Source organism: Kitasatospora sp. RG8, from assembly GCF_017813315.1.
Taxonomy (GTDB): Bacteria; Actinomycetota; Actinomycetes; order Streptomycetales; family Streptomycetaceae; genus Kitasatospora.
The window spans coordinates 177117-188779 of sequence record NZ_JAGIYX010000015.1 but is presented as its reverse complement, the minus strand read 5'-3'; the positions used below and the strand labels follow the sequence as shown (position 1 = coordinate 188779).

The 11663-nt window shown below is 74.5% G+C and carries 10 protein-coding genes; 3 read left to right on the top strand and 7 right to left on the bottom strand.

The annotated features are described in order from the left end of the window. Positions 1–46: 46 nt before the first annotated feature. Positions 47–826: an SDR family oxidoreductase gene (locus tag J5Y04_RS22795; RefSeq protein WP_209413940.1), complete on the bottom strand. Its 780-nt coding sequence runs from the start codon at positions 824–826 to the stop codon at positions 47–49. A 268-nt stretch (positions 827–1094) separates the two neighbouring features. Between J5Y04_RS22795 and J5Y04_RS22790 the strand changes: the two genes are divergently transcribed. Further along, entirely contained in the window at positions 1095–2285 is a 1191-nt protein-coding gene (locus J5Y04_RS22790; RefSeq protein WP_209413939.1) for an acyltransferase, read from the top strand. 94 nt (positions 2286–2379) lie between these two features. On the opposite strand, the gene J5Y04_RS22785 is transcribed toward J5Y04_RS22790, so the two are convergent. From J5Y04_RS22785 to J5Y04_RS22775, 3 genes are all read right to left on the bottom strand, one after another. Further along, complete coding sequence (locus J5Y04_RS22785) at positions 2380–2901, bottom strand: MarR family winged helix-turn-helix transcriptional regulator (RefSeq protein WP_209413938.1); 522 nt, start codon at positions 2899–2901, stop codon at positions 2380–2382. A 9-nt stretch (positions 2902–2910) separates the two neighbouring features. Further along, positions 2911–4227 carry an esterase family protein gene (locus J5Y04_RS22780; protein WP_209413937.1) on the bottom strand — a complete coding sequence of 439 codons (1317 nt, stop codon included), beginning with the start codon at positions 4225–4227 and terminating at the stop codon, positions 2911–2913. A 112-nt stretch (positions 4228–4339) separates the two neighbouring features. Then, the gene (locus J5Y04_RS22775; RefSeq protein WP_209413936.1) at positions 4340–5782 is read right to left on the bottom strand and encodes a DHA2 family efflux MFS transporter permease subunit; all 1443 of its coding nucleotides are present in this window, start codon (positions 5780–5782) and stop codon (positions 4340–4342) included. 261 nt (positions 5783–6043) lie between these two features. Between J5Y04_RS22775 and J5Y04_RS22770 the strand changes: the two genes are divergently transcribed. Next, a complete protein-coding gene (locus J5Y04_RS22770; protein WP_209413935.1) occupies positions 6044–6658 on the top strand; it encodes an ABATE domain-containing protein in 615 nt (204 codons plus the stop codon). A 466-nt stretch (positions 6659–7124) separates the two neighbouring features. Then, positions 7125–7952, top strand: coding sequence for an SDR family NAD(P)-dependent oxidoreductase (locus tag J5Y04_RS22765; RefSeq protein WP_209413934.1), 828 nt, complete (start codon positions 7125–7127; stop codon positions 7950–7952). A 113-nt stretch (positions 7953–8065) separates the two neighbouring features. Here J5Y04_RS22765 and J5Y04_RS22760 read toward each other — a convergent pair whose 3' ends face one another. From J5Y04_RS22760 to J5Y04_RS22750, 3 genes are read right to left on the bottom strand one after another with little or no spacing between them, the layout of a single operon-like run. Beyond that, entirely contained in the window at positions 8066–9745 is a 1680-nt protein-coding gene (locus J5Y04_RS22760) for an ABC transporter ATP-binding protein (protein ID WP_209413933.1), read from the bottom strand. Continuing rightward, positions 9742–10659 (bottom strand): ABC transporter permease, encoded by a 918-nt coding sequence (locus J5Y04_RS22755; protein ID WP_209413932.1) that lies wholly within the window; start codon positions 10657–10659, stop codon positions 9742–9744. Before J5Y04_RS22755 ends, J5Y04_RS22760 begins: the two co-directional genes overlap by 4 nt. Further along, positions 10656–11621, bottom strand: coding sequence for an ABC transporter permease (locus tag J5Y04_RS22750; protein WP_209413966.1), 966 nt, complete (start codon positions 11619–11621; stop codon positions 10656–10658). The genes J5Y04_RS22755 and J5Y04_RS22750 overlap by 4 nt, the downstream gene beginning before the upstream one ends. Between the last annotated feature and the right edge of the window lie 42 nt (positions 11622–11663).

Genomic DNA, 11663 nt, shown 5'->3' with positions numbered 1-11663 from the left:
CGGGTGCCCGGCCCGCCGCCCCGGACGGCGGGCCGGCCGTACCGGCCTACCAGGCCAGCTCCACGCCGTCCGGGGTGCCGTCCTCGGCGCGGAACGTCCCGGTCGGGCCGTCGTCGCCCAGGGTCGCGAGCAGCACCGGGATGCGGGCGCCCTGCCGGGCGGTGAGCCGACCGCGGTGGCCGTTGAGGTCCGTCGCCACGAACCCCGGCTCGGCCGCGTTGACCAGGATCGCGGTGTCCCGCAGCTCGTTGGCGTAGGTCACGGTGACGGCGTTGAGCGCGGCCTTCGACGTGTTGTACGCGAGCAGGGCCGGAAAGACCCCGGGCGGGAAGACCCCGGTCGGGTCGTCCTTCGCCGCCCCGTGGGCGAGCGAGCCGAGCACGCTGCTCATGTTCACGATCCGGCCGGCCGGTGAGCGGCGCAGCAGCGGCAGCACCGCGTTGGTGACCCGCACGACGCCGAAGACGTTGGTCTCGTACGCGGCCCGCACCTCGGCGACCGGGGTCTCGCTCGGCAGGACCTCCGGGCCGGCGACACCGGCGTTGTTCACCAGGACGTCGAGCCGCTCGACCTCGTCGGCCAGCCGCCCGGCCGCCCGGGCGACCGAGGCGTCGTCGGTGACGTCCAGCGCCAGCACCTGCGCGTCGATGCCCTCCGCCCGCAGCGCCCGCCCGGCGGACTCGCCGCGGGCGGCGTCCCGGGCGCCGAGGTAGACGGTCCCGCCCAGCAGGCCGAGCTCACGGGCCACGGCGAAACCGATTCCCTTGTTGGCGCCCGTCACGAGTGCGACCGGGGAACCGGCGGAATTCAGGGACTTGGCAGACATGGCTACTCCGGCTCTGGGCGGGGAAACGGACGCGTCGCAAATATCGGTCCCTGGGGAATTCCTGTCAAGCGTCCGCCGGCCTCACCCGGAGCTGACACATTCTTATGATTCATTTGTTGAAAGGCCCGTTGACCCGTCCGGAGCGCATTGTTACGTTCGACCGGCCGTCCGAATTTCGCGAATGAGGTCGCCCACGTTCTCCGCGAGTTCCCGATCGTCCCATCGACGTTGACGGTTTCACGGCGTCTTCGAAGCGGAAAGGACCAGCATGCCCACCCCCTCCGGTACCGTCCCCCAGGAGCAGCGGAGCGCCGGCGAGGCCGGATCGTCGGCCCTGGCGCGGCTCCCCTCCCTGACCGGGCTGCGCTTCGTCGCCATCTGCGTCGTCTTCGCCTCGCACGCGGCCCTGTTCGGCGCCCTGCGCACCGGCCGCGACTACTCCGTCCTCTACCCGCTCGGGGCCCTCGGCGTCTCGCTGTTCTTCGTTCTCAGCGGATTCGTCCTCACGTATTCCGCCCGGAGCGGGGACAGCGCCCCGGCGTTCTGGCGCCGGCGGTTCGTCAAGATTTATCCGGCCCACCTGGTGGCCTGGACCGCCGTCATGCTCCTCATCCGGGCGGGGAACGTCCCGCGGGTCCCGCCGGGCTCCGCGCCGCCGCTTTCGCACGACCTCGCCAACCTCTTCCTGGTGAATACCGTCGCGCCCGGGTGGTGGTCGGTGGACGGCGGCAACGGGGTGGCCTGGTCACTCGTCTGCGAATTGTTCTTCTACGCGCTCTTCCCGGTGCTCCTGCCCCTCGTCCGCCGGATACGGCCCGAGTGGCTCGTCGCCGGGGCGGTCGCGGCCGTCGCCGCGGCCTGGCTGGTCCCGCTGCTCGCCCTCGGTCTCGGCGGGGCGGCGACGGGCAGCCCGCTGGGGGCGGACCTCTCCGTCGACCAGCTCTTCTACGCCTACTTCTGGCCGGTCGGCCGGCTGCCCGAGTTCGTCCTGGGCATGGTGCTCGCCCGGCTCGCGGTGCACCGCCCGCGGACCCGGGTCGGCATCGTCCCCTCGGCCGCCCTGGTCGTCGCCGTCCTGGCGGCGGGCCCGCACGTGCTGCCGTCGGTGTTCCTGCTGACGGCGGTCACCGTGGTGCCGCTCGCCCTGCTCATCCGGGCCACCGCCGCGGCCGACCTCAACGCGACCCGGTCCCTCCTGCGGTCGCCGCGGGCGGTCTTCCTCGGGGAGGTCTCCTACGCGTTCTACCTCCTGCACTTCACGGCGTTCATGGTCCTCTACCACTACCTGCCGCAGAGCTGGCCGAACGCGCTGCTGGTGGTCCTGGTGTTCGTCCTCGGCCAGTTCGCCGCCTGGCTGCTCCACGCCCGGGTGGAGGTGCCCGGGATGCGCCGCTTCGCCGTCTCGCGTGCCCGGCGTCGTGCCGCCGCCGCGCCGTCGTCGGCGGCCGGCCGGGCCTGAGCGGCCGGCCCCCCGACAGGCCGGCCGCCCCCGACAGGTCGGGCGCCGCACGTGCGGCCGGGACGCCCACGCGTCCGGGTCGCACGTGCGCCCGTCAGTCCGTCGCCGTCACGTATCCCGCCTCGGCCATCGCCGCGAGCATGTGGTCCTGAACCCGGACGAGGACGTCCGCGGCCCGGCCGAGTTCACCCGGCGGCGTCTGCGCGAAGGCCTCCGCGAGCAGTTCGCAGCGCGCGGCCCGGACGCGCTCCAGGACCCGGCGCCCGTCCGGGGTGATCGCGATCAGCCCGGAGCGGCCGTCGGCCGGGTCCGTGCGGCGGCCGACGAGGTTGCCGGCCTTCAGGGGGCGGAGCTGCAACGAGACGGTCGAGACGTCGACGTGCAGACAGTCCGCCAGGTCGGACACCCGCATCGCCCCGGCGACGTCGAAGTGTTCCAGCAACCGCAGCGCGCTGGGCGAGAGGTCACTGTCCGACAGCCGGGCCACCTCGGCGCGGACGTGCCTGCTCTCGCTCCACCGCACCACCGCCGAGAGCGCGACCTCCAGGCGGGCCAGCTCCGGTGTGGCGGAGGGCTTCTTCGGTGTCGCTCGGGGCGCCGTCCTGGGTGAGGTCATCCGACCAGGCTACGCCGGGGCGCGCCTGCCACGATCGGTGCGGTGCGCGGCGGCCGGGGCCCCGGGAGGGCCGAGCAGCGTCGCGAGCCCGTAGGCGAACCTCCCCGGGAGCCAGACCCAGTCGTGCCCGCCCGGGAACTCGTCGTAGGTGAGGCGGTAGCCCTTGCCGGCCAGCACGGTGCGCAGGTGCCGGTTGGACGCCAGCATCGTGGCCAGGCCGCTGGGGAAGACGTCGTCGTCGAGCAGCCCCGCCGCCAGGTAGACCTCCAGCGGCAGCCGCTCCGTCGCGGCGTACTGCCGCGCGAGCCAGTCGGGCCGGCCGTCCCGCGCCGCGCCGAACGCGCCGATCAGCGAGATCACCTTCCCGAAGACGTCGGGCCGGCGCCACGCCGCGTACATGGCCGTCAGGCCGCCCAGGCTGGCGCCGCCGACGACCGTCGTCGCCGGCCGGGGCCGGACGCCGAAGTGCTCCCGGGCCCAGGCGAGGAGCTCCTCGCCGAGGAACGTGCAGTAGGCGTCCGACAGGTTGAGGTCGCGCGACCGGTGCCCGCGCGGGTCGGGCATCAGCGCGATGAACGGGACGACGTCCCCGGCCGCGACGAGCCCGTCGAACACGGCGGCGATCGAACCGATCTCCACGAGCTCCCAGCCGTCCAGCAGGACCACGACCGGGGTGTCCTCGCCGGGCACCAGCCCCGCCGGGGTGTAGGTGTGGACGGCGGACGGCCGGCCCAGCGCCGCACTGCCGACCTCGTGGACGGCCGTGCGGCCGGCCCCGGCCCCGGCCCCGGTCCGGGCCGGGCGGGCCGGGGCCGCCAGGTCGAGCAGCGAGACCGTGCGCCCCCAGGGCGACGACGGGAGCCCCTGGTCGGGGTGGTGGACGGCCCTGGGGTTGTACGGGTCGGCCCGGCGGCCGGCGAAGTGGGCGGTCCAGTCGAAGGCACCGCCGGCCGACCCGGGGGAGACGTCCCGGGTGAAGCCGTAGGTGACCCGCGTGTCGCACGGCAGCCGCAGGCTGACGTGCCAGATGTCCGTCCCTGCGAGGTTGGCCAGCTCGAACTCCGCCGCCGCGGCGGGGGACACCCCGTCGCACAGCGTCCACGGACCGGACGCCGCCGGAGCACGGAGCAGGAACGTGACGCAGACGGCCGAGGGATCGCCGGCGATCGGCTCGACGAGCGGCGTGGTGGCCGCTTCGACCACCGTCCAGAACTCTGCCGAGGCCGCCATCGTATTGACCCCGGCGGTGAGTTCGGCCAGCAGAGGGCTCCTCAGGACCGTCCGCCACGGCCCGGCCCGGTCGGGCCTCACAACATCGTTCGTCATCCTGGTTCCCTGCGAAGTGGTCGGTGGGACGGGTCCGGCGGTGGTTCCGGCCGGGCGCCCCGCCCTCGGGGGAGGGGCGGGGCGCCGGTCATGGGGGGCGGGGGCTTTCGGCTCAACCCGCCTGCGTGGCGGCCTCCTCCAGCGACGGCTCGGCGGCGGGGGCGGGCTCCGGCAGCCCGGGCAGCAGGAAGCTCGCGCCGAGGATGAGCGCCACCGCACCGAAGACGAACCAGTAGGCCCCGTGGAACCCGCCCGCGGTGGAACCACCGCCCACGGTCTGCAGGATCAGGGTGATCACCGCGATGCCGACCGCCGCGCCGAGCTGGTTGAGGATGAACAGGGCCGAGCTGCCCTGCGGGACGAGGTGGGGCGGCAGCGTGCGGTACAGCGAGCCCATCGTCGGGGCGCCGACGAAGCTGAGCCCGACCCCGAACACGACGGCGCCCAGCACCGGCCAGACGTCGGACGTGCCGGCGCCGATCGTGGTGAGGATCAGCACCCCGACACCCCCCGCCGCGGCGCCCCAGCGGGCGAGCGCGCGCGGTCCGAGCCGGTCGGAGAGCCGGCCGGCCAGCGGCATGGCGGCGGCGCAGCCGATGCCGTAGGGCGCCAGGAGGAGGCCGGCGCCCAGGGCGCCGCGCCCGTGCAGCTGCTGGTAGTAGAGCGGCAGGATGAACAGGTTCGCGAAGGTGGCCATGCCGATCAGGGTCATCACCGAGACGGCGGCGGAGAAGCTCGGCCTGGCGAACAGCCGCAGGTCGATCAGGGGCGGCGTGCCGCGCTCCCGCAGGGCGTGGACGGCGTAGGCGGCCAGCAGCGCGGCCCCGGCGGCGAGCGGCGCCAGCACCGGCCAGACGGTGAACGCCGCATGGTTGGCGGCCTGGTTCATGGCGAGGACGAGCAGGGCGAAACCGGGGCCGAGCAGTGCCACCCCGACGAGGTCCAGGCGGACGGGGTTCTCCTGCGCGGCGGGCTCGTCGGAGGGCAGCACCCGGAGGGCGCCGAGGAACGCCACGGCGCCGAGCGGCAGGTTGATGAAGAAGATCCAGCGCCAGTCGAGGGCCTCCAGCACGACGCCGCCGACGATCAGGCCGAGCACGGGGCCGGACGAGAGGACCACGCCCATCAGGCCCATGACGCGTCCCGCGCGGGTGGGGCCGGCGGCCCGGGCCAGGATCATCAGGAGGAGCGGGTCGAGGATTCCGGCGCCGAGGCCCTGGACGACGCGGAAGGTGATGAGGCTGGCGATGTTCCACGCGAGCCCGGCGGCCAGCGAGGCGGCCAGGAACAGCACCAGGCCGAAGAGCCAGAGCCGTTTCACGCCGAAGCGTCCGACGGCCCAGGTCGTCACCGGGATCGCGACGGTGAGGGCCAGCAGGTAGCCGGTGGACACCCAGCCGACCGTGCTCAACGAGGTGTGGAAGTGCTGGGCGAGCGTGTTCACGCCGACGGCGACCACGGTGCCGTCGATGATGCCCATCGTCCCGCCGAGAAGGATCACGCTGATCAGTCGCCTGAGCGCGGGTTCCAGACGGTCGTCTGCCGCAGCGGTCATGAAGGTTCGTCTCCCGTGAGAAGGGTGCGAATGGCGAGGGCGGTGCGCCGGGCCGAGCGACGGGGCCACCGGGCCGGTCGGGCGGGAGAGGGCGCGCCGTTGAGAAGGCACCGGGAGCTGACTAATACTTGGAGAGCCCCCGTTCCATTAGGAGAGTATGCCCGTGCCGGACGGTGACGCAACGATTGGTTACAATCTGTTAATGATCGGCGAGGTGTCCCCGGGGGCCGCCGCGCCGTTGCGGGAGTGCCGAGGGAGTGGGTGGACGTGGTGACGGTCGAGGGCGGTCCGGTCCTGGTGGCGGCTCAAGGGGAGCCGCTGGCCGTGGAGTTCGCCAACACGATCTATCCCCACCGGCGCGTCCTCCAGGATCACCTGCGGGACGGGGCCGCGGCCGCGCAGTGGCTGCTGGACAGGGCCGGCGCCTTCCGTCCGGCACTCGCGACGGTCGGGGTGGGCGGGCTGGACGACGCGGGCCTGGCCCGTCTGGTCGGCCTGCGGGACGCCGTCCGGGACGCCCTTCGCGCGGTGGTGACGGACGATCAGATACCGGGTCCGGCACGGGCGGTGATCAACACGGCCAGTGCGTTGTCGCCGCGCTGGCCGGTCCTCGACTGCGGTGCGTCGATCGAGATCGTCTGCGGCACCGGGACGGATCCGGTGGCCGAGGCCATGGCCTCGATCGCCCAGTCCGCCGTGCACGTCCTCGGTGGTCCGCTGCGGCCGCTGGTGCGGATCTGCCCGGCCGAGGGCTGCCCGATGTTCTTCGTCAAGGACCATCCGCGGCGTTCCTGGTGCACTCCGGCCTGCGGCAACCGCAACCGGGTCGCGCGCCACCACGCCCGCCGCCAGGCCCAGTCGGACCCGGTGATCTGACCGGGCGTCTGCTCCGGCCCCTCCCGGCCCCTCCCGTCCCGTCTCGTCTCGGCCCTGTCCCGTCTCGTCTCGGCCCTGTCCCGTCCCGTCCGGTCCCGGCACGTCCTGCCCCGGTGTGGCCGTCCGATCCGGCGTGCCCCGGCCCGGGTGACGGATCGTCGGGCATATGGTTTGATTGCTCAAACTAAAGGGGTAGGTCTCCGGCGCCCGGGTCACGAAGGCGCGGATCCCCGGCGCGCCCGCCGGCCCGCAGCGAGCCCGCATCCCGTGCCCGGCTCGCGTCCGTACACCGGCCCGGCACGCCCGCGTGCGGCGCCGCCCGCCGGACCACCGCCGTACCGCGGACCATCGCCGGACCACCGCGGTACCGGGCCCCACGGGCGGACCACCGCAGCCGGCGTCGGCGGCGCTCCCGCCGCACGCGTCGGCAGGTGACCCCGAACCACCGTCATCCGAGAGGGAACCCATGGCCACAGCAGTCATCACGGGCGGGACCGACGGCATCGGCCGCGCTCTCGCCGACACCTATCTGGACCGCGGCCACGAGGTGCTGATCGTCGGCACCAGCGAAGGGAAGGGCCGGGCGTTCGTGGAGTCGGCCGGCCGGCGCGGGGCAGGCGACCGGGCGCGGTTCCTCCAGGCCGACCTCAGCCTGGTCGCGGAGAACCGCCGCGTGATCGACCGGATCGCGGAGGAGTACCGGGCGGTCGACGTCCTGGTGCTGGGTGCGCGCTACCACCGGTCGACGCGGGCGGAGACCCCGGACGGGTTCGAGAGCAACTTCGCGCTCTACTACCTGAGTCGCTACCTGCTCAGTCACGGCCTGGTCGGGCTCCTCGGCCGCGCCGAGCGCGCGACCGTGCTCAACTTCGGCGGCTCGGGCCTCACCGGCCCCGTCCGCTGGAACGACCTGCAACTGCGCCGCAACTACCCCGGCACGGGCGCCCTCGGCCACGGCGCGGCGCTCTGCGACCTCCTCGGCGTCCACTTCACCAGGGCCTACGCCGACACCCCCGTCCACTACGTGCTGAACCATCCCGGGGTCGTCTCCACCAGCTTCGCCGGCGAGTACGACGCCTTCACGGCGGCCCATGTCGACGGGTTGCGGACATCGGGCAAGCCGGTGTCCCTGGCCGTCGCGCAGATCCTCCCGTACCTCGACGCGCCGCCGGCGAGGCTCACGGCGGTCCTGGAGGGCAGGCAACTGCCCACCGACACCCCTGCGTTCGACCCCGCGGCCGCCGAGCGCCTGCACGCGATCACCGAGAAGCTGCTCGCCGACCTGCCGCGGTGACGGGCGGCGGGTGACCCCGGACCGGATCCGGCGGACGTGTTCCGCCGGACCCGGTCCCCGGCGTTCCCGGGTGTCCGGAGGCGGCCGGCGAAGGGCGGACGCCGTCGGGGCCCTCACCGGGCGAGGCCGCCCGGTACGGCGGCCAGCAGCTCCCGGGTGTAGGGGTGCGCGGGCGACGCGAACACCTGCTCCACCCGGCCGGTCTCGACGAGCCTCCCGCCGCGCATCACGCCGACCCGGGAGGCGATCTGACGGACGACCGCCAGGTCGTGCGAGATGAAGAGGTGGCCGAGCCCCAGCTCGGCCTGGAGTTCCGCGAGCAGGTCCAGGATCTGTGCCTGGGACGACACGTCGAGCGCCGACACGGGCTCGTCGCACACGAGCAGATCCGGCTCCAGGGCCAGGGCGCGGGCGATGGCGACGCGTTGACGCTGGCCGCCGGAGAGCTCGGCCGGGCGCCGGTCCAGCAGTGCGGCGGGCAGGCGCACCCGGTCGAGGAGGGAGGCGGCCCGGCCGGCGCGTTCGGCGCGGGAGCCGATCCGGTGGGCGCGCAGCGGCTCGGAGACGATCTCGGCGACGGACAGCCGGGGCGACAGCGAGGCGTAGGGGCTCTGGTGGACGAACTGCATGCGGCGGCGCAGCCGGCGCAGTGCGCCGCCGCCCAGGCGGGTGACGTCCTGCCCGTCGAAGGTGATCCGGCCGGAGGTCGGGTCGGTGAGGCGTACCAGCATGCGTGCGGTGGTCGACTTGCCCGATCCCGATTCGCCGACCAGGGCGAGCGTCTCGCCGCGCCCGATCCGCAGGCTGACGCCGTCGACCGCCCGCGGCCCGGGGTTCCGGTCGCCCCGGTGGCCGGGGAACTCCTTGACCAGGTCCTCGGCCAGGAGCAGGTCCCCCGCGCCGGCCGGGCGGTCCCCGGGTCCGTCCGCCCTGTCCGCCGCGTCCGCCGTCCGGCTCCGCAGCGCCGCCCGCGGCCGGTCCGGGCCGGGGCCCGTCGTCGGGCTCACCCTCGGGGCCGCCGCCAGCAGGGCGCGCGTGTAGGGGTGGGCGGGAGCGTCGAGGACCTGCCGCACCGGGCCGCTCTCCACCACCTCGCCGCGCTCCATGACGGCGACCCGGTCGGCCCGGTCGGCGGCGACGCCGAGGTCGTGGGTGATCAGCAGGACGGCGATGCCGCGCTCGCGGGTCAGCGCGCCGATGTGGTCGAGGATCTTCCGCTGGACGGTGACGTCCAGTGCGCTGGTGGGCTCGTCGGCGATGACCAGCCGGGGGCGGGCGGCGAGCGCGATGGCGATCAGCACCCGTTGGCGCATGCCCCCGGACAGTTCGTGGGGGTGGCGGCGGGCGACCGACTCCGGGTCGGGCAGCCCGGCCTCGCCGAGCAGCTCCACGGCGCGGCGGGCCGCCGCCGGCCGGTCGGCGAGCCGGTGGATCAGCAGGACCTCGGCGACCTGGCGTCCGATGCGCTGCACCGGGTTGAGCGCGACCATCGGGTCCTGCGGGATCAGGCCGATCTCGCGGCCCCTGAGCCCGCGCAGGGCGGCGTCCCCGGCCCGGGCCAGGTCGGTGCCGGCGAACAGGATCGCGCCCCCGTCGAGCGAGCCGCCACTCGGCAGCAGCCCCAGCACCGCGTGCGCCGCCGTGCTCTTCCCGGAGCCCGACTCGCCGACCAGCGCCACGACCTCGCCCGGCCGGACGCTCAGGTCGACGCCCCGGACGGCGGCCACGGTGCCGGCCCTGCTCCGGTAGGAGATCCGCAGCCGCCGGATGTCCAGCAGCGGTCCGTCGGTCATCGTGCCTCCTGGTCTTCACCGTCGAGGGAGCGGGCGATGCGGTTCGCGGCGAGCACGGTGGCCGCGATGACGAGCCCCGGCAGGGTGGTGAGCCACCACGCGGTGGCGAGGTGGTTGCGGCCGTCCGAGACGAGCGAGCCCCACTCGGGGGCGGGCGGCTGCGCGCCGTAGCCGAGGAAGGAGAGCGAGGAGACCTGGAGGACGACCGCACCGAAGTCGATCGCCGCGTAGACCAGCACCGGCCCCGCGGAGTTCGGCAGCACGTGCCTCAGCAGCACCGCCGGCCACCGGTTGCCGGACGCCCGCGCCGCCTCCACGTAGGTGGACCGCCGGACCTTCAGCACTTCGGCGCGCATGATCCTGGCGAACGTCGACACACTGGTCACCCCGACCGCCAGCGCCACCTTGAGGGTGCCGAACCCGAGCGCCGTCACCAGCGCGAGCGAGAGCAGCAGGCCGGGGACGGAGAGCAGGACGTCGGTGAGCCGCATCACCACGTCGTCCACGACGCCCCCGCGGTAGCCGGCGAGCAGCCCCGCCGGCGAGCCCGCGACCAGTCCGACGGCCACGGCGAGCACGGCCGCCTGCAAGGTGGGGAGGGCGCCGTGCACGATGCGGGCGAGGAGGTCCCGGCCCAGCTGGTCCGTGCCGAACGGGTGGCCGGGGCCGGGGGGCAGCAGCTTCTCCCGCGGCGCGGCGGCCAGCGGATCGTACGGGGAGAGCAGGCCGGGGAGGAACGCGGCCGTCACCAGGACGGCGACCAGCAGCACCGAGAGCACCAGGCCGGGCCGGAGCAGCCAGAACCGGGCGCGGCGGCGGAACGGGGACGGCGCTCCCGCAGGCTCCGCGGCGGCCCGTGGAAGGTCCCCCGCGGAGGCCGGGGCGTCCGCGTCCGGGACGGTCAAGTCCGTCATGTCCGCACCGCCGGCCTGGTCGTCGTGGTCGTCGTGGTGATCCGGGGGTCCAGCAGCGGCTGGAGGAGGTCGACGGCGAGGGTGGTCAGGACGAACGCGACGGCGCCGAGGATGACCACCCCCTGGACGACCGGGATGTCCTGCGCCGTCACGGCGGCCGCCGTCTCGCGTCCTATCCCGGCACGGGCGAAGACGGTCTCGACGACCACGGCGCCGCCCAGGACGTTGCCGGCCATGATGCCGGCCAGCGTCAGGGACGGGATCGACGCGTTGCGCAGGGCGTGTCCGAACAGGACCCGCCGCCGGCTCGCGCCCTTGGCCAGGGCGGTCTGGACGTACGGTTCGGCCAGCGCGGTCCGCAGGCCCTTCGCCAGGACCTGCGCGATCAGGGCGGCCCCCGGCAGGGCCAGCGTGACGGACGGCAGGACCAGCGCGGCCGGGCCCGCGTCGCCGAAGGCGGGGAAGAGCCGCCAGCGGAACGACAGGAGCTGTACCAGCACCAGGCCGACCCAGAAGGTCGGAGCGGACACCCCCAGCGCCGGCAGCGAGAGGAGGAGCTGGCGCAGCCAGCCGCGCCCGGTCCAGCTGCCGGCCAGCGCAAGGGCGGTGCCCAGGGCCACCGCCAGCAGCATGGCGGCGGCGGCCAGTTGGACGGTCGTCGGGAGCGCCTGCCCGAGCAGGTCGGTGACCTGCACGCCGCTCTGCACGGAGCGCCCGAGGTCGCCCTGGACGGCGTGCAGGAGCCGGGTGGCGTACTGGTCGGCGGCCGGCCGGTCGAGCCCGTACTGGTGGCGCAGCGCGTCGATCTGCGCCTCGGTGACGGTGCTGGCGTCGCCGCCGCCCGAGGCCATGATCGTGGCCGGGTCGCCGGGGAGCAGGTACAGCACGCCGAAGGAGAGCGTGTAGGCGGCCCACAGTACGAACACGGCCTGGAACAGCCGTCGTAGGAGATAGTTCCTCATCATCGCCTTCGGGAGGCCGGGTGGGGGAGGTGTGCGGGAGGG

Excerpts from the sequence above, each read along its gene's own strand:
- J5Y04_RS22795 (WP_209413940.1), bottom strand. The coding sequence starts at position 826 with ATGTCTGCCAAGTCCCTGAATTCCGCCGGTTCCCCGGTCGCACTCGTG.
- J5Y04_RS22790 (WP_209413939.1), top strand. The coding sequence starts at position 1,095 with ATGCCCACCCCCTCCGGTACCGTCCCCCAGGAGCAGCGGAGCGCCGGC.
- J5Y04_RS22785 (WP_209413938.1), bottom strand. The coding sequence starts at position 2,901 with ATGACCTCACCCAGGACGGCGCCCCGAGCGACACCGAAGAAGCCCTCC.
- J5Y04_RS22780 (WP_209413937.1), bottom strand. The coding sequence starts at position 4,227 with ATGACGAACGATGTTGTGAGGCCCGACCGGGCCGGGCCGTGGCGGACG.
- J5Y04_RS22775 (WP_209413936.1), bottom strand. The coding sequence starts at position 5,782 with ATGACCGCTGCGGCAGACGACCGTCTGGAACCCGCGCTCAGGCGACTG.
- J5Y04_RS22765 (WP_209413934.1), top strand. The coding sequence starts at position 7,125 with ATGGCCACAGCAGTCATCACGGGCGGGACCGACGGCATCGGCCGCGCT.
- J5Y04_RS22760 (WP_209413933.1), bottom strand. The coding sequence starts at position 9,745 with ATGACCGACGGACCGCTGCTGGACATCCGGCGGCTGCGGATCTCCTAC.
- J5Y04_RS22755 (WP_209413932.1), bottom strand. The coding sequence starts at position 10,659 with ATGACGGACTTGACCGTCCCGGACGCGGACGCCCCGGCCTCCGCGGGG.
- J5Y04_RS22750 (WP_209413966.1), bottom strand. The coding sequence starts at position 11,621 with ATGAGGAACTATCTCCTACGACGGCTGTTCCAGGCCGTGTTCGTACTG.